At 63.0% G+C, this 18,133-nt stretch carries 14 protein-coding genes; 4 read left to right on the top strand and 10 right to left on the bottom strand.

Features of this window, described 5'->3' with window-relative positions:
- Positions 1 to 3: 3 nt before the first annotated feature.
- From esaR to def, 8 genes are all read right to left on the bottom strand, one after another.
- Positions 4 to 693, bottom strand: a complete 690-nt coding sequence (esaR, locus tag PPGU16_RS00185; protein WP_007581970.1) for a response regulator transcription factor EsaR — start codon at positions 691 to 693, stop codon at positions 4 to 6.
- Positions 694 to 3,117: a sensor histidine kinase gene (locus PPGU16_RS00180; protein WP_180721185.1), complete on the bottom strand. Its 2,424-nt coding sequence runs from the start codon at positions 3,115 to 3,117 to the stop codon at positions 694 to 696.
- A complete protein-coding gene (locus PPGU16_RS00175; protein WP_180721184.1) occupies positions 3,107 to 3,697 on the bottom strand; it encodes a DUF4390 domain-containing protein in 591 nt (196 codons plus the stop codon). The genes PPGU16_RS00180 and PPGU16_RS00175 overlap by 11 nt, the downstream gene beginning before the upstream one ends.
- On the bottom strand, positions 3,694 to 5,115 hold the full coding sequence (rsmB, locus tag PPGU16_RS00170; RefSeq protein ID WP_180721183.1) for a 16S rRNA (cytosine(967)-C(5))-methyltransferase RsmB: 1,422 nt from the start codon (positions 5,113 to 5,115) through the stop codon (positions 3,694 to 3,696). The genes PPGU16_RS00175 and rsmB overlap by 4 nt, the downstream gene beginning before the upstream one ends.
- Positions 5,116 to 5,295: 180 nt before the next feature.
- Positions 5,296 to 6,153, bottom strand: coding sequence for a zinc metalloprotease HtpX (gene htpX / locus PPGU16_RS00165; protein ID WP_180721182.1), 858 nt, complete (start codon positions 6,151 to 6,153; stop codon positions 5,296 to 5,298).
- Between the two features lie 104 nt (positions 6,154 to 6,257).
- Complete coding sequence (locus PPGU16_RS00160) at positions 6,258 to 6,899, bottom strand: LysE family translocator (protein ID WP_180721181.1); 642 nt, start codon at positions 6,897 to 6,899, stop codon at positions 6,258 to 6,260.
- A gap of 100 nt (positions 6,900 to 6,999) precedes the next feature.
- Entirely contained in the window at positions 7,000 to 7,983 is a 984-nt protein-coding gene (fmt, locus tag PPGU16_RS00155; protein ID WP_180721180.1) for a methionyl-tRNA formyltransferase, read from the bottom strand.
- A 31-nt stretch (positions 7,984 to 8,014) separates the two neighbouring features.
- Entirely contained in the window at positions 8,015 to 8,518 is a 504-nt protein-coding gene (def, locus tag PPGU16_RS00150; protein ID WP_180721179.1) for a peptide deformylase, read from the bottom strand.
- 256 nt (positions 8,519 to 8,774) lie between these two features.
- On the opposite strand from def, the gene dprA reads away from it, so the two are divergent.
- From dprA to PPGU16_RS00135, 3 genes are all read left to right on the top strand, one after another.
- Complete coding sequence (dprA, locus tag PPGU16_RS00145) at positions 8,775 to 9,956, top strand: DNA-processing protein DprA (RefSeq protein WP_180721178.1); 1,182 nt, start codon at positions 8,775 to 8,777, stop codon at positions 9,954 to 9,956.
- Positions 9,957 to 10,010: 54 nt separating this feature from the next.
- The gene (locus tag PPGU16_RS00140) at positions 10,011 to 10,388 is read left to right on the top strand and encodes a thioredoxin family protein (RefSeq protein ID WP_180721177.1); all 378 of its coding nucleotides are present in this window, start codon (positions 10,011 to 10,013) and stop codon (positions 10,386 to 10,388) included.
- Positions 10,389 to 10,695: 307 nt separating this feature from the next.
- Positions 10,696 to 13,353 (top strand): DNA topoisomerase III, encoded by a 2,658-nt coding sequence (locus PPGU16_RS00135; protein WP_180721176.1) that lies wholly within the window; start codon positions 10,696 to 10,698, stop codon positions 13,351 to 13,353.
- Between the two features lie 121 nt (positions 13,354 to 13,474).
- Here the strand turns inward: PPGU16_RS00135 and PPGU16_RS00130 are convergent, their stop codons facing one another.
- Positions 13,475 to 14,566 carry a LysR family transcriptional regulator gene (locus PPGU16_RS00130; protein ID WP_180721175.1) on the bottom strand — a complete coding sequence of 364 codons (1,092 nt, stop codon included), beginning with the start codon at positions 14,564 to 14,566 and terminating at the stop codon, positions 13,475 to 13,477.
- A 332-nt stretch (positions 14,567 to 14,898) separates the two neighbouring features.
- Complete coding sequence (locus tag PPGU16_RS00125) at positions 14,899 to 16,755, bottom strand: phosphoenolpyruvate carboxykinase (GTP) (RefSeq protein WP_180721174.1); 1,857 nt, start codon at positions 16,753 to 16,755, stop codon at positions 14,899 to 14,901.
- A gap of 348 nt (positions 16,756 to 17,103) precedes the next feature.
- Between PPGU16_RS00125 and PPGU16_RS00120 the strand changes: the two genes are divergently transcribed.
- Positions 17,104 to 18,117 carry a D-2-hydroxyacid dehydrogenase family protein gene (locus tag PPGU16_RS00120; protein ID WP_180721173.1) on the top strand — a complete coding sequence of 338 codons (1,014 nt, stop codon included), beginning with the start codon at positions 17,104 to 17,106 and terminating at the stop codon, positions 18,115 to 18,117.
- Positions 18,118 to 18,133 lie beyond the last annotated feature (16 nt).

The raw sequence follows: 18,133 nt of genomic DNA, 5'->3' as shown, positions 1-18,133 counted from the left end.
CGTTTATTCGCCCTTGTTCTTGCCGAGATCGACGCCCAGCTGCTTGAGCTTGCGATACAAATGCGTTCGCTCCAGCCCGGTCTTTTCCGCGACGCGCGTCATGCTGCCGTTCTCGCGCGCAAGGTGATACTCGAAGTACGCGCGCTCGAATGCATCGCGGGCGTCGCGCAGAGGAATGTCGAATGAAATCGACGCCGTCTGCGCGGACAGCATGCCGCCGCTCAGACTGTCCGCCGACATCATCGGCAATGCAGCCGCCGATGCCACCGCCGACGCATTCGTCGCGATCGCCGGCTTCGCTGCCATGCCGCCCGCCGCGGGCGCCGCGCTGCCGCGCGCGAGTCCCTGCTCGACGGCCTTCAGCAGCTTCTGCAGCGCGATCGGCTTTTCAAGGAAATTGAGCGCGCCGATCTTTGTCGCTTCGACCGCAGTATCGATGGTCGCGTGACCCGACATCATGATGACGGGCATCGTGAGCAGCGCTTGCGCGGCCCATTCCTTGAGCAAGGTGACGCCGTCGGTATCGGGCATCCAGATGTCGAGCAGCACCAGATCGGGTGCCAGGCGTTGCCGGTAGTCGCGCGCCTCCTGCGCGTTCTCCGCGACCTCCACGACATGCCCTTCGTCGCTCAGGATCTCCGAGAGCAATTCCCGGATGCCCATTTCATCATCTACCACCAGGATGGTTGCCATTTAAGCTGCCCTTGTCTGCACTGTTGCTTTTGTCTTTCCCTGCGATGCACCGCCACTGCCGTGCACCGCCTGCGGCCCGCTTCCAGGCGCCGCAGCCTTGTTGTCTGCGAGTTGTAGGAAGAGGATCGAAATTTGCGCGCCCTCAATCACATCGCCCGCTTTCAGACGATTGCGAATGTCGATTCGTGCGCCGTGTTCATCGACGATCTTCTTGACCATGGCGAGTCCAAGACCTGTTCCTTTGGCCTTGGTCGTCACGTAAGGTTCGAACGCACGCGTGAGGATGCGCGCGGGGAAGCCCGGACCGTTGTCCGACACGGTCAATCGCACCGCAACGCTCACTTTGCCCTCTGCGTCGGGATCGCCATATTCTACTGTCCTCGTTTCGAGCAACACACGGGGTTGCCCGATATCGGCAACAGCGTCCTGCGCGTTCTGCAGCAGGTTATGGATCACCTGACGCAATTGCGTCGCGTCACCACGTATAACGGGCAAGTCCGCCAATTCGACGACAATCGGACTCTTGCCTTCTTCGATTCCATACAACGTCAGCACTTCGCTGACGAGTTCGTTCAGTTGCAGATTCGAAAGCACGGCAGGCGGCGTGCGCGCATAGTCGCGGAAATCGTCGACCATCTGCTTCATCGCGGCGACCTGATTCACGATTGTAGTGGCACCGCGCTTCAATACGTCTGCATCCGATGGCGAGAGCTTGTCGGTGAGCTTCATCTGCAAGCGCTCCGCCGAAAGCTGGATCGGCGTAAGCGGATTCTTGATCTCATGCGCGAGACGCCGCGCGACTTCGCCCCATGCGATCGAACGCTGCGCGGAGATCACGTCGGAAATATCGTCGAACACGACGACGTAACCGGACGTCTCTTCATCGTCGCTGTCGCTGCCCGCTGCCGACACGAGCCGTGCGCCGCGCACGAGCAGTGTCAGCGGATCGGCTTCGCCCGGAACCTGCAGCGCCATCTGCTGCTGCCAGTGCCCTGTGTCGTCCTGTTCGCCGCCGCCTGCCGCTTCGAGATCCGCGAACGCCTTGCGCACCATCGCGCCGAACTCGCTCAACACGCTGATGCGATCCAGCGACGAACCGAACAACGACGCGAACGGCTGACGGAAGATGCGTTCCGCACCGCGATTGGCCGTCGTCAGGCGGAACTGCCGGTCGAATACGAACACGCCCGCGGTCAGATTAGCAAGAATGCTTTCGAGGTACGCCTTCGAATGTTCGAGTGCAACGCGGTTCGCTTCGACAGCTGCGCGCGCTTCCGACAACTGCCGCGTCATCGCATTGAACGACTGCGTGAGGAAGCCGAGTTCGTCGCGCGACTTGATTTCGCGCTTCGGCGTGTAGTCGCCTTCCGTCACTTCCTTCGTGCCTTGCGCGAGCAGGAACAGCGGCCGCGCGAGCTGATTGCCGAGCGCGAGCGCAAGCATCATCGCGATGAAGGTCGCGAGGAACAGCGCAAGCGTCAGCGTGCCGATGTACATCTTGCGCAAGCCCGTGCGCCCGATCGCTTTTTCCTGATATTCGCGATACGCGCGCTGCACCGCATCCGCGTTGCGCGCCAATGATTGCGACACGGGCTGCGTGAGTTGCAGGAAGCGCTCGGTTGGCTGCAACTGCGAGGCGTTGGCGTCGGGAATGCGCTGCACGATGCGCAGACGCAATGCGCCCTTTGCGCCGCGCGCTTTCGGATCGCCGTCCACTTCGCCTTCGATCGACGCGAAGCCGCGACCACGCGCCTGTTCGATCATGATCGGCGTGGGCAGATCGCTCGGCACCAGCGACGCGTAATTGCTGGTCGCCTGCGCCACCACGTGCATATCCGGCGTCGGGCCCGACATACTGCGCGACGGTTCGACAATCGTCGCATCCTGCACGCCGAACTGGTCGCGCAAACGCAAAAGCGTGAGCGTCGTGCCCGCGGAATCCGCGCTCGCGAGCTGCTCGGCCATCAGGCGGCCTTTGGTTTGCAGATCGGACAGCGACGCGTCGAGCATGCCGCGTCCGAGGTTCAGCCCGGAGGTCAACGCGGTTTCGACATTCACGTCGAACCACGACTCGATACTGCGCGACACGAACTGATACGACACGATGTAGATGATGCCGCCCGGCACCACGCCGACCAGCGCGAAGAAGAACGCAAGCTTTGCCAGCAGCCGTGTGCCGAACTTGCCCTTGCGTAAGCGTGTGACGATGATGACGACGAGCACCGCGACGATCAGCATGAAGATCAGCGCGACAGCGACGTTGGCCGCATAGAGCCAGCCGTAGTAGCGATCGAAGAACTCGGTATTCGCGCTCGCGGCTGCGAGCAGCACGAGCAGCAGGACGGCCGTGACGGCCACCGTCGACACCAGCAGCCGGAGAACGAGACTGCCGACACTGGTGGCGCGGCGCACTTTATTTAGCACGTTCGGTCACCGTGAAGGTAAAGCGCTTCCAGTCGGAAGCGAGATTCCAGTCGCGGTTGTTGACCGCGTCGATCTGGAACGGCTTGGGCATCAGTGCGATATCCAGCTGCATGCGCACCGATGCAGTGTACGTTTCTCCCGCATGAACCTGATTGCGATCGATCACATGCCATGACGTGACATGCTTGATGACGGACAGCGCCTCGTTCAGCGAAGCGAAGCCGAGCTGCAGACCGCCCGTCGACACGCGGTACTCGCGTGTCAGTGGCTGAAAGGAAAGCCGAATGCTTTGCGAGACGCTCACCGGCTGTTCGTCGAACCAGTACCAGCGGGGCCGGCTCAGTTCGAAGTCCGTTGTGAAGTAAACCGGTATGCCTTTGTTGACGGCGTCTTCGAGATTGCTGTTCAGCTCGAATTCGAAACGCGCATCCAGGCTCCAGCCGCTGCCGTCGGATTGCAGGGACGCGCGCTGCACGGCGATCGATTCGGCTCGCGCCGGCCCGGCTGCCGTGAGGCAAAGGGCCAGCGCAATCCAGAGCGCGGCCACGAGCCGTAGCGGAAGAAAGCGTTTGATGATCACCGTTTCTGAAAGCGCGCGTAGAAGAATCCGTCGTGGTCTAAGCTCGAACCAGTGCTTTGTCCGGCGCGGGAACCAGCCGATACGTCGGCGGGCGCGCGGGCGACTGCTGGGAGCAGTTGCCCCGGCGCGTCCAATCGTACCGCATCCGCGTGCTGGTTTCCAAACCACTGAGCCTGTAACTCGCCTTCTTCCGGAAAGATCGAGCACGTAACGTACAGCAACTCGCCGCCCGTTTCGACGAGCGGCCACAGCGCTTCGAGAATGCGGCGCTGTTCTTCGACGAGCGCGGGAATATCCGACGCGCGGCGCAGCCAGCGAATGTCGGGATGACGGCGCACGATGCCCGACGCCGAGCAGGGCACGTCGGCGAGAATCCGATCGAAAGGCTGGTCGGCGGTGTCGTGCCATTGTGCCGGATCGCCTGCATCGCCGACCCGCACGTTCGCCTTCAGGCCCAGACGCTGCAGGTTCTCGCCAATGCGTCGCGCGCGCGTCGCGTCGCTTTCCAGCGCGATCAGTTCGATGTCCGCGATTTCGAGCAGATGGCCCGTCTTGCCGCCGGGCGCCGCGCACGCATCCAGCACGCGCATGCCGTCGCGCACGCCGAGCCACTGCGCGGCCAGTTGCGCGCCTGCGTCCTGCACCGAGACGACGCCCTCGCTGAAACCGGGAATGCGGTCGACGGGCATCGGCGTGTCGAGACGCACGGCGTGGTCGCCTGCCTGAGTCGCGGCAATCTGATGCTCGCGCAACGTTTGCAGGTAGGCTTCGACGGTGGAGCGGCGCGCGTTCACGCGCAGCGTCAGCGGACCCTGGCTGTTGCCTGCGTCAAGCATGTCCTGCCATGTATCGGGCCACGCGTTGCGGACGGCGTCGATCCACCAGACCGGATAGTTCCAGTGAGCGACAGCGTTGTTCTTTGCATCGGACAGCAACGCCTCGCGCTCACGCAAGAAGTTGCGCAGCACTGCGTTCACGAGCCCTTTCGCAAACGCGAACTCGCGCCGCGCGCCAATCGCGTCGACAGCCTGATCGACGACTGTGAAGGGCGCGTAGGCCGCGCTACTCGCTTCATCGGTCAGCAAGGCGAGCGCGCACGCGAGCACGTGCGCAATATGCGGGGGCGGCGCCTTGCGCACGAGTTTCGCGACCAGCCATTCGGCCGTGCCGAGCCGGCGCATCGTCCGGTACGCGATGTCCTGCACGGCGCCGCGCGACGCCGTCGCGGCGCTCTCCGGCAACGACATGAAGACCGACTGCAACGCAGCAGGCAGCGCCGCGCCCTGGCGCACGGCGCCAACGGCTTGCGCTGCGCAGTCGAGCGCGAAGCCGAGGGATTCGGGCGCCAGATGCAGCGCCGGCAGACGGGCGTCGCGCGAACGCTGTGGCGAAGCGGGCTTGGAAGGCTTTCGGATCATGAAGAAGCGGAAAACGCGCGCGCACGGAAAGTGTCGCGCAAACGCCACATTGTAGCGTGATGCGGGTCGCAGCCCTGTGGCACAAGGCCGTGCGATGCCAATTTGAAAGAAAAAGGGGCGAGTCCAACTCGCCCCTTTGCACTGCTGTCGCGAAAATCCGGCCGGGACCGGCCGGTTCACTTAGTCGAGGCGTCCCGTGCGTGCCATCTCCATCAGGCGCGCAATGCGTTCCTCGGTGGCCGGGTGCGTCGAGAACAGGTTCGCGATGCCGCCACCCGACAACGGATTCATGATCATCATCTGCGCCGTGGCAGGGTGCGCTTCGGCCGTCGGGAACGGGATGCCGTTCGCATAGCGATGGATCTTGTCCAGCGCCGATGCAAGCGCTTGCGGATCGCCCGAAATCTGCGCGCCGCCACGGTCCGCTTCGAATTCACGCGCGCGGGAAATCGCCATCTGGATCAGCGCGCCCGCGATAGGCGCGAGCAGCGCGACGGCGATACTGGCGATCGGATTCGACGGACGGCCGTTCTCGTCGCGTCCGCCGAAGAACATCGCAAAGTTCGCGAGGGCCGAGATTGCGCCCGCCATCGTCGCCGAAATGGTCGAGATCAGAATGTCGCGGTGCTTCACGTGCGCCAGTTCGTGCGCCATCACGCCGCGCATTTCGCGCTCGGACAGCACCCGCAGAATGCCCGTCGTCGCGGCGACGGCCGCGTGTTCGGGATTCCGGCCCGTCGCAAAGGCATTCGGCTGGTCTTCGTCGATCAGGTAGACGCGCGGCATCGGCAGATTGGCGCGCGTGGAGAGTTCGCGCACCATCCGGTAGAACTGCGGCGCGCTCGTTTCGTCGACTTCCTGCGCGTTGTACATGCGCAGGACCATCTTGTCGGAAAACCAGTACGAGAAGAAATTCATCCCGAGCGCGATCAGCAACGCGAGCATCATGCCGCGCTGGCCGCCGATCATGCCGCCGATCACGATGAAGAGTGCCGTGATCGCGGCCATCAGCATCGCGGTTTTCACCCAGTTGAACATTTCAAAGACTCCTTGCCCGCCACGCGGTTCTCTATCCGTGCCGCCAATTTGCGGCGAATGATTGTAAGCAATCTGTTAGATATGGGCGAGCGCGAAAAATTCAATCACCGCGTTGCAGTGGCCAGCCTGATTCCCAGTCCGACGAATGCGCTGCCGACAGTGCGGTCCAGCCACTTCTTGACGCCGGGCTTGCCGGAAAACCGGCGCGTGACGCTGCCTGCAATCCACGCGACAAAGCTGTTCCACGCCATGCTCATCACGACGAATACGACGCCAAGCGTGAGAAACGCCAGGATCTTGTTGCTGCTGTCCGCGGTGACGAATTGCGGAAAAAAGGATACGAAGAACAGCACGACCTTCGGATTCAGCACATTGGTCCAGAAGCCCTGCATGAAAAGCTGGCGCAACGACTTCGGTGCGCCGGGTGAGCGCGCCTCGCCTGTGGTTTGACCGCCCTCCGGCTTCACCAGAATAAGGCGCACGCCGAGATAGACGAGATAAATCGCGCCGACGAACTTGATCACCGTGAAAGCCGTGGCCGATGCAGCCAGCAGCGCAGTCAGCCCGAACGCGCACGCGAGCGAGTGCACGCAGCACCCGGCCGAAATACCGAGCGCCGACATCAGCCCCGCGCCGCGCCCCTGCGCGACGCTTCGACCGACGATATAAGCGGTGTCGGGACCGGGCGTGACGTTGAGCAGAAAGACAGCGACGACGAAAAACTCGAAATGGGTGATGCCGAACATGAAATCCTCTTCAGGCGGAGTTGCACCGAAGATTTTAACGCGCCGCGCAAACGCGGCGCGCCCTGGCCGAACGGCATATGGTGCGACGGAACGCGCGCCGTTATTGTGACTGCGCGAGGTCGAAACGCTGGCCAGCGGCAAGCGTCGAGCCGGCGAGGAAATCGCGCACCGGCAGCCGTTTACCGCCCGGTTTTTGCAGTTGCGTGATGCGCAATGCACCCTCGCCGCACGCCACGACAACACCTTCGGGCGATACGTCGACGATCGAGCCGGGTTCGGCCTGGCGCGCCGCGTCGATCGCCGCAGCGGACCAGATTTTCAGCACCGTGCCGTCGAGCGTCGCCGCGCCGCCGGGGAACGGATCGAACGCGCGAACCTGGCGCGCCAGCTCCGCTGCTGGCCGCCGCCAGTCGAGCGCCGCTTCGTGTTTGCCGATCTTCTCGGCATACGTTGCGCCCTCCGCGGGCTGGGGCGTCGCGGCAAGCTTGCCGCTGCGCTCCAGTTCGATCAGCGCGTCGACGATCAGTTTTGCGCCCGCTTCGGCGAGACGGTCGTGCAGTGTCGCCGTCGTGTCGGCGTCGTGGATCGGCGTACGAACCTCGGAGATCATCGCGCCCGTGTCGAGGCCAGCGTCCATCTGCATCAGCGTGATGCCCGTTTCGGCGTCGCCCGCTTCGATTGCGCGGTGAATCGGCGCCGCGCCGCGCCAGCGCGGCAGCAACGAAGCGTGAATGTTGATGCAGCCGTGCGGCGCGATGTCGAGCACTTCCTGCGGCAGCAGCAGGCCGTAGGCGGCCACCACCATGACATCGTGCGGCGTGGCGCGCAGCTGGTCGATGGCGGCCGTGGCTTCGGCCGGGAATTTGCCGTTACGGCGCAGCGAAGGCGGCTGCGCGACCTCGATGCCGTGCTCCTGCGCGTAACGCTTGACCGGGCTCGCCTGCAACTTCATGCCGCGGCCCGCTGGCCGGTCCGGCTGGGTCAGGACGAGCGGCACCGGGAAGCCGGCCTCGTGGATCGCGGCAAGCGCCGCAGCGGCGAATTCCGGCGTGCCGGCGAAGATGACGCGCAACGAATGACTCATGTGCTGATAGCGAAAGCGGTCGGGAAGCGCATCACATCGCGTGCGCGAGCTTTTTCATCTTGCTCTTGATACGCGTCTGCTTGAGCGGCGACAGATACTCGACGAACACTTTGCCCATCAGGTGATCCATTTCATGCTGGATGCAGACGGCGAGTAGCCCTTCGCAATCCAGTTCGAACGTTTCGCCCTTCTCGTTCAGCGCGCGCACGCGCACTTTCTCGGCGCGCTCGACGTTGTCGTAGATCCCGGGCACCGACAGGCAGCCTTCCTCGTGGATCTCCCTCTCGTCGCTCGACCAGATGATTTCCGGGTTGATGAAGGCGCGCAGTTCGTCATGCGCATCGGATACGTCGATCACGATCACGCGCTCGTGCACGTCCACCTGCGTCGCGGCGAGGCCCACGCCGGGCGCGGCATACATCGTCTCGGCCATGTCGGCGACGAGCTTGCGGATACGGTCATCGACCTTTTCGACCGGCTTCGCGATCTTGTGCAGACGCTTGTCCGGGTAGTTGAGGATGTTGAGTAAAGCCATGGTCCTGAAATTGATTGGGCGCCGACGCGGTTGAACCAGTCGCGCGCCTGGCCATTCGGCCAGGTTGTTCGCCAGGCGCGACACGCACAGGATAGATAGTGGCCGAACCGTGTTGATTCAACGCCAGTTCGACGCTCGAGCACATGTCCGCAGGCTCGCGCGGGCGCGGCGCAGCAGTGGTTTCGGAATATTTCGGATGATGAAAATTTTAGCATGGCGACTGAAAGGCCGGTTGCCGTGCACGAGGACGCCAGCCATGCAGACGCTTCCCCTGACAGACCAGGAACTCGCCGCCTGGTTGCAGCTTTCGACAGCGCCGGGCCTGAACCCGGCCGCCCTGCGCCGCCTGCTCGCAGCCTTCGGGCTGCCCGAAGCCGTGCTGTCGCAGACTTTCGCCGCACTCGCCGAAGTCGCCGGCGAAGCCATCGCCCGGGCTGCGCTCGCGCCGCCGCCTGCGGACTTTCCCGTGCAGCTCGACGCAGTGCGGTGCTGGCGCGAGTCGCCCGGCAACGTGCTCGTCACGCTCGACGATCCTGCCTATCCGCCCCTCTTGCTGACAATGCCCGATCCACCGCCGCTGCTATATGTAAAGGGCCGGGTCGAACTGCTGCACGCGCGCAGCATCGCGGTGGTCGGCAGTCGCAGCGCGACGCCACAAGGCATCGAAGACGCGACGCGCTTCGCCCGCGCCTTTGCGGACGCGGGTTTGACCGTGGTGTCGGGGCTTGCGTCGGGCGTCGACGGCGCGGCGCATCGCGGCGCCCTTCAAGGGCGCGGCAGCACGGTGGCCGTCATTGGCACGGGAGCGGATCTCGTCTACCCCAGCTCGCATCACGCGCTGGCGCACCAGATTGCCGGGCACGGCGCGCTCGTGTCGGAATGGCCGCTCGGCACGCCCGCCCGGTCCGCCAATTTTCCGCAGCGTAACCGGCTGATCGCGGGGCTCGTCGGCGGCGTGCTGGTCGTCGAGGCGGCGATGCGCTCCGGCTCGCTGATCACGGCACGGTTCGCGAACGAGATGGGGCGCGACGTGTTCGCAATTCCGGGTTCCATCCACGCGCCGCTCGCGCGCGGCTGCCATCGCATGATCAAACAGGGCGCGAAACTCGTCGAAACGCCGGAAGACGTGCTCGAAGAACTGGGATTCGCCGCTGGGCCGCAGCCACCCGCGCCCGCTCAGGCGCCACGGCTTCGGGCAGTCGCGAAGACGCCTCAGGGCGAAGCCGGCACCCCGCCAGAAAACGGGGCGCCAGTGCCCGCGGAGGCCAGACGCCTGCTCGACGCGCTCGGCCACGCGCCCGCCACGCTTGAAATCCTGGCAGAACGCACCGACATGGACGACACGCTGCTGCAAAGCACGCTGCTACGGCTCGAACTGGCGGGCGAACTCTGTGCGCTGCCCGGCGGTCGGTACGTCCGCGCAGCGCACAGCGGGTAACGCCTCGTGCTACATTCGCGCCAAATAACCCATGCAATACCGAAGGAAACCGCCATGCCCGCGCTGAACCTGGACACCGACGCGAAACGGATCGCTGAGCTCGTCGCTGATAGCGAGACGCTTTTCGTTGCGTGTTTGTGCGCGGAATGGTGTGGGACCTGCCGCGAGTACCGCATCGCGTTCGACGCGCTCGCGGAAAGGCATCCGGATATCTGCTTCGCATGGATCGATATCGAGACTCACGCCGACCGTTTCGACGATCTTGACGTTGAGAATTTCCCCACAATTCTTATAGAAGACAGCGTGACCACCCGTTTCTTCGGAACGGTCTTGCCGCAGGCATCGATTGTCGAGCGGATGCTGGTCGATCTGACCGCGCTGCCCGGCGTCAAGGGCGCGCCGAAAATGCGTCCAACGCTGTTGGAAGCCTGAGTCGGCTGTGACACGCCGGGATTGTCCCGGCCCCGTTTTTACATTTGTGGGCGAGTGCGACAAGGCATTTTGCCGAAATCGTTGCGCGATACGGGAAAAAACGGCTCGGGACGGATGCTAAACCGCCGTCAGGAGCGTCCGTCACACGCTTGCCCAACTGATCTGCGCGCAATTAAGATGACCCGCTTTTTTGGGCCCACCGGTTGCCGTTGCGGCGGCGTGTGCTATAAAGCGGTCGTTAATGGGTGCCAAACCCGGGTTGGAAAACCCGTGGTCCCCGCCCGAATCCACCAATTTATTTTCAGTCATGTCCAAAGCACTGATCATCGCCGAAAAGCCATCCGTCGCGAACGACATCGCGCGGGCTTTGGGCGGTTTTACCAAGCATGACGAGTACTTTGAAAGCGACGATTTCGTCCTTTCGTCGGCTGTCGGCCATCTCGTGGAGATCGCTGCGCCGGAAGAATATGAAGTCAAACGGGGAAAATGGAGTTTCGCCAATCTCCCCGTTATTCCGCCGCATTTCGATCTGCATCCCATTGCGAAAAGCGAGTCGCGGCTGAAAGTCCTGAACCGGCTGATCAAGCGCAAAGACGTCGATCGCCTGATCAACGCATGTGACGCGGGGCGCGAGGGCGAACTCATTTTCCGCCTGATCGCGCAGCACGCAAAAGCGAAGCAGCCGGTGCAGCGCCTGTGGCTGCAGTCGATGACGCCCGCCGCGATCCGCGACGGCTTCGCGCAACTGCGCAGCGACAACGACATGCAACCGCTCGCGGACGCCGCACGCTGCCGTTCGGAAGCGGACTGGCTGGTCGGTATCAACGGCACGCGCGCGATGACCGCGTTCAACAGCAAGGGCGGCGGCTTCTTCCTGACCACCGTCGGCCGCGTTCAGACGCCGACGCTGTCGATCGTGGTCGAACGCGAAGAGAAGATTCGCCGCTTCATCCCGCGCGACTATTGGGAAGTGAAGGCGGAATTCGTCTGCGCAGCGGGTTTCTACGAAGGCCGCTGGTACGACCCGAAGTTCAAGAAGGACGAGTTCGATCCGGAAAAGCGCGATTCGCGCCTCTGGAGCCTGCCGGCTGCCGAAACGATCGTCGCTGCCTGTCGCGGCCAGACGGGCATCGTGACGGAAGAGTCGAAGCCGTCGACGCAACTGTCGCCGGCGCTCTTCGACCTCACCAGCCTGCAGCGCGAAGCCAACGGACGGTTCGGCTTTTCGGCCAAGAACACGCTCGGCCTCGCCCAGGCGCTGTACGAAAAGCACAAGGTGCTGACCTATCCCCGTACCGACGCGCGCGCGCTGCCGGAAGACTACCAGGAGACGGTCAAGCACACGCTGGAGATGCTCAAGGAGAGCAACAACTATCTGCCGTACGCGAAGCAGGTGCTCGACAAGGGCTGGGTGAAGCCGAACAAGCGCATCTTCGACAATTCGAAGATCAGCGATCACTTCGCAATCATCCCGACGCTGCAGGCGCCGAAGGCGCTCTCCGAGCCCGAGCAGAAGCTCTACGACCTCGTCGTCAAGCGCTTCCTGGCGGTGTTCTTCCCGGCTGCCGAGTTCCGCGTGACCACGCGTATCACGGAAGTCGTCGGCCATCATTTCAAGACTGAAGGCAAGGTGCTCGTCGAGCCGGGCTGGCTGCAGATCTATGGCCGCGAGACGGCCGGCGAGGATGCCAATCTCGTCCCCGTTCAGAAGGGCGAGAAGGTCAAGACCGACAAGATCGCCGCGCAGCAACTCGTGACGAAGCCGCCCGCACGCTACAACGAAGCAACGCTGTTGTCGGCGATGGAAGGCGCGGGCAAGCTCGTCGAAGACGACGAACTGCGCGAAGCCATGGCTGCAAAGGGTCTGGGTACGCCGGCCACGCGCGCCGCCATCATCGAAGGTCTGCTCGGCGAAAAGTATCTGGTCCGCGAAGGCCGCGAACTGATTCCGACCGCAAAGGCTTTCCAGCTGATGACGCTGCTGCGCGGCCTCGACGTGAAGGAACTGACCGCGCCAGAACTGACGGGCGAATGGGAATACAAGCTGTCGCAGATGGAACGCGGCAAGCTGCCGCGTGACGCGTTCATGCAGGAAATCGCCCGCATGACGCAGACCATCGTCAAGCGCGCGAAGGAGTACGACTCCGACACGATTCCCGGCGACTACGCGACGCTGCAAACGCCCTGCCCCAACTGCGGCGGCCAGGTGAAGGAAAACTACCGGCGCTTCGCCTGCACGAAGTGTGAGTTCTCGATTTCGAAGATTCCGGGCGGCCGGCAGTTCGAGATCGAAGAAGTCGAAGAGCTGTTGCAGAAGAAGCAAATCGGTCCGCTTTCCGGTTTCCGCAGCAAGATGGGCCGTCCGTTTTCGGCGATTCTCAAGCTCTCGTTCGACGACGAAACGAAGAACTACAAGCTCGAGTTCGACTTCGGCCAGGACCAGGGCGGCGAAGACGGCGAGGCGCCGGACTTCTCCGAGCAAACGCCCGTCGGCGCATGTCCGAAGTGCGGCGGCAAGGTGTTCGAGCACGGCATGAGCTATGTCTGCGAGAACTCGGTCGCGAATCCGAAGACGTGCGACTTCCGTTCGGGCAAGGTGATCCTGCAGCAAGAGATCGCGCGCGAGCAGATGGCGAAATTGCTGGAGGACGGGCGCACCGACCTGCTGACGAACTTCAAGTCGTCGCGCACGGGCCGCAACTTCAAGGCGTTCCTCGTCAAGCAGAGCGACGGCAAGATCGGCTTCGAGTTCGAAAAGAAGGAGCCGAAGGAAGGCGCAGCGAAGAAGACGGCCGCGAAGTCCGCAGCCAAGGCCTCGCCCGAGTCCGCGAACGACGACGCCGCGAGCGAAGCTCCGGCGAAGAAGGTCGCAACGAAGACGGCTGCGGCCAAGAAAGCGCCCGCAAAGAAGGCAGCCGCCAAGACATCGGCAGCGAAAACCGCAGCGCGCAAGACCGGTTCGTAAAACCTGTTTGGCGCGCGCCGCCGAAAGCACTCAGTCGCGCATCCGAGCGCACAACAAAAAGCGCAGTCACCGTCAAAGGTGACTGCGCTTTTTTATCGTCTATCGGAAACGCCGCCGCGTATCAATGCGTCGGCGAAACGATGCCGCGTGAACGGTTGAGCGTGCGCGTCGCAGGCTTGGCCGGGATTTCGCCATCCAGCAGGCTGGACAGCGGTTCGGCCCCGTCGAACGCCTCTGGCGGCATCGACATGGCCGTCGATTCGAGCATCGACGGCGCCCGTTCCACACCGTCCTTCACCCACTGTTCGCCAAGCTTGCTGTTCGGCGTCTGGTTGAAATGCTCGACGAGGTGATCGATGAACGTGCGCACCTTCGCCGGCAAATGCCGACGGCTCGGGTACGCGATGTTGATCTCGACCTGCGGCAGACGGTAATCGCTCAACAGGCGCACCAGCTTGCCGCGCGTCGTGTCGCGCCCGATCAGATAGCTCGGCAGGATCGCGATGCCCATGCCGAGCAACGCGAATTGACGCAGCATTTCCGTATTGTTCGCGACGATGACGTTCGTCGGACGTACGCGCACTTCGCCGTCCGGGCCGGTGAACACGCGCTCGTCGCCCCAGTATTCGGATGGCAACGACAGGCAGGGATGCTCCAGAAGCTGCTCAGGCCGGGTCGGCGTGCCGTGCTTCTCCAGATATGCCGGCGTCGCGCAGACGGTCATACAGCCCGTTGTGAGCCGCCGGGTGACGATGCTCGCGCTGCGCATATGCCGCGCAATCACGACGCCGACGTCGAAGCCTTCTTCGACGAGATCGACTTGCCGGTCGACCAGCGTCACATCGGGAATCACCTTGGGATAGCGCTCCGCGTACGTCTGCAGCACGGGCGCGAGATTATGCAACCCGAACACGACAGGCGCGACGATCCGTAGCGTGCCGACCGGTTCGTGATTGCGCGCGACGACCATTTGCTCGACGTCCTCGAGCTCGTCGAGAATCTGGCGGGCGCGTTCCAGATAAACCTGACCGGATTCCGTCAGCGAAAGACTACGTGTGGTGCGGTTAAGCAGTCGGGTACCGAGGCGACCTTCCAGATCGGCAACGTGACGGGTGGCGACTGCGTTTGAAATATCCATCGCGCTAGCCGCGCGGGCGAAACTTCCGAGATCCGCCACTTTGACGAAAACTCGCATCGACTGCAAATGATCCATGGACAACTCCTGCCGTATTACCGCTCCCCCGCGAACAGGAAGCACATTTGGGATTTTCCTACGACTAGGGAAATCCTGCAGAAGTTGCCTAAGAAAGCAGAAATTTTATGAAAATTTGAGTCAATATCTTAAGGGACGGAATAGACCACCCCCTATTGTTCCCATTGTCGAAACAATTTGCTGCATCGCGTCGGAATCGCTTTGGTAGCTCGAACAGCGAAAGCGGTGCGTCGGCGGCAGAATGGGGGTCGAAAGGTGACGCGAAAATGGCCGAAATGACGGGAAAGCCGCCCGGAGGCGGCTTCGTCATTCGTTAGTGAACGCTCACCACGTCACGCGACCAGCTTTTTCTCCAGCGCGTTTCGCGTATCTTGCAGTGCGGCAGGCAGGCCTTGCTTCAGCGTGTCGAACAATTCGCTGTGCAATGCGAGTTCCTTGCGCCACGCGGCATCATCGACGGAGATCACCTGCTCGAACTGCTCGCGGGTGAAATCGAGCCCGCTCCAGTCGATATCCTCATAACGCGGCGAGACGCCGAATGCGTGCTCCTCGCCCTGCGCCTTGCCTTCGATCCGGTCGATCATCCAGCGCAGCACGCGCATGTTTTCACCGAAGCCCGGCCACACGAACTTGCCGTCGTCGCCCTTGCGGAACCAGTTGACGCAGAAAATCTTCGGCGTACGCGCGCTCATCTGCTCCAGTTTCGCGCCCGTCTTCAGCCAGTGGCCGAAGTAGTCGCTCATGTTGTAGCCGCAGAACGGCAGCATCGCGAACGGATCGCGCCGCACGACGCCCTGCTGGCCCGCCGCGGCTGCCGTCGTTTCCGAGCCCATCGTCGCCGCCATGTAGACGCCCTCGACCCAGTCGCGCGCTTCCGTAACGAGCGGCACGGTCGTCGAACGGCGGCCGCCGAAGACGAACGCGTCGATGGGCACACCGGCCGGATTCTCCCAATCGGCGTCGATCGACGGGCATTGCGATGCGGGCGCCGTGAAGCGCGCGTTCGGGTGCGCGGCCTTGCGCCCCGTTTCCTTCGCGATGGCGGGCGTCCAGTCCTTGCCCTGCCAGTCGATCAGATGCGCAGGCGGCTCGTCCGTCATGCCTTCCCACCAGACATCGCCGTCGTCGGTCAGCGCGACGTTCGTGAAGATCACGTTCTCCTTCAGCGTCGCCATCGCGTTGAAGTTGGTCTTTTCGCTCGTGCCCGGCGCGACGCCGAAATAGCCCGCCTCCGGGTTGATCGCGTAGAGCCGCCCGTCCTTGCCGGGCTTGATCCACGCAATGTCGTCGCCGATCGTCGTGATCTTCCAGCCGTCCATGCCTTGCGGCGGGATCAGCATCGCGAAGTTGGTCTTGCCGCACGCAGACGGAAACGCGGCCGCGACGTGATGCTTCTTGCCTTCCGGCGACGTGACGCCCAGCACCAGCATGTGCTCGGCGAGCCAGCCTTCGTCGCGGCCCATCGTCGATGCGATGCGCAGCGCGAAGCACTTCTTGCCGAGCAGCGCATTGCCGCCGTAGCCCGAGCCGTAACTCCAGATTTCACGCGATTCGGGGAAATGGACGATGTACTTCGTGTCATTGCACGGCCACGCGACGTCTTTCTGACCCGCTGCGAGCGGCGCGCCGACTGAATGCACGCACGGCACGAATTCGCCGTCCTCGCCGAGCACGTCGTACACCTGGCGGCCCATGCGCGTCATGATCCGCATATTCGTGACGACGTATGGGCTGTCGCTCAACTCGACGCCGATATGCGCGATCGGCGAACCGAGCGGGCCCATCGAGAACGGCACGACGTACATCGTGCGGCCGCGCATTGCACCGTCGAAGAGACCGTCGAGCGTCGAGCGCATCTCGGCAGGCGCGATCCAGTTGTTGGTCGGGCCGGCGTCCTCGCGATGCTCGGAGCAGATGAACGTGCGATCCTCGACACGCGCGACATCGGACGGATCGGACCATGCGAGATATGAATTGGGCCGTTTGGCCGGGTTGAGCTTCTTGAGGGTGCCGGCTGCAACCATCTGCGCGTTCAGACGGTCGTATTCCTCCTGCGAACCATCGCACCAGACGATCCGCTCTGGCTTTGCCAGCGCGGCCACGCGCTGCACCCACTCGATCAGTTTTTGATGTTTGACCCAGGCAGGCGCTTCGAGGGTCGAATGGCCTGCAAATGCGGGATGATTCATCGAGCTGTCTCCGTTTTGGTAGAAAAGAAAAACGGTGCTAGCCCAGCGACGCTGCATGCGAGAGGCGATAATCGGCGCGAAGTGTTTTAAGGCGCACGATCCAGCAGTCGTAAGGGCCTTCCAGCCTGTCGCCGACACGTTGAAACCGTCTGTAAAGCGGCTTGCGTGGACATGCAACAAACTGTTAAAAACGAGGGAACTTGCCCCGCCGTCGTGGCTCCGTCATAGCGGTTCCTTGTACGGTAAGGCATTCACAATAAGCATCATGTGGTCCAGGTCACATGATGGGACACCCGAACAAGACTCTCCGTTCCGCACCCGCATGGTGCGTCGCAAAACATATACGCCATGAAGATTGCCATCCTTGACGATTATCAAGACGCTGTCCGCAAGCTCGACTGTTTCCAAATGCTCGCTGACCACGAGGTCAAGGTTTTCAACAACACCGTCCGCGGTCTGGGCCAGCTGGCCAGCCGCCTGTCGGAAGTCGACGCACTGGTCCTGATTCGCGAACGCACACGCATCAGCTCGCAACTGCTCGACAAATTGCCGCATCTGCGCATGATCAGCCAGACAGGCCGTGCAGGAAACCATATCGACATCGCCGCCTGTACCGAGCGCGGCATTGCCGTGCTGGAAGGCGTCGGCTCCCCGATCGCTCCCGCCGAACTGACGTGGGCCCTCATCATGGCCGCGCAACGGCGCATTCCGCAATACGTGGCAAACCTTAAGCAAGGCGCGTGGCAACAGTCTGGCCTGAAGACTTCGGCGCTGCCGCCGAACTTCGGTCTCGGCCAGGTGCTGCGCGGACAGACGCTCGGCATCTGGGGCTACGGCAAGATCGGCCGGCTGGTGGCGGGTTACGGCAAGGCGTTCGGGATGAACGTGTTGATCTGGGGCCGCGACCACACGCGCGAAGCGGCGCTCGCCGACGGCTATCAGGTCGCGGAAAGCCGCGAAGCGCTGTTCGAGCAGAGCGACGTGCTGTCGCTGCATCTGCGCATGCACGACGACACGCGCGGCATCGTCAAGCAGGACGATCTGATGCGCATGAAGCCGACTGCACTCTTCGTCAACACGAGCCGCGCCGAACTGCTGGAAGAGAACGCGCTGATCGGCGCGCTGTCGCACAACCGGCCGGGCATGGTGGCGATCGACGTCTACGAAAGCGAGCCGATCCTGCAGGGCTACAGCCTGCTGCGAATGGAAAACGTGATCTGCTCGCCGCACATCGGTTATGTCGAGAAGGAAAGCTACGAGCTTTATTTCAGCGCGGCGTTCAAGAACATTCTTGCGTTCGATCAGGGCGATACGTCGAGCGTTGCGAATCCGGAAGCGCTGCAGGGCGGACGCCGCCGCTAGGCGAATGCATGCGGCC

It is taken from the genome of Paraburkholderia largidicola, from assembly GCF_013426895.1.
GTDB lineage: Bacteria > Pseudomonadota > Gammaproteobacteria > Burkholderiales > Burkholderiaceae > Paraburkholderia > Paraburkholderia largidicola.
This window is presented reverse-complemented; position numbering and strand designations above follow the sequence as displayed.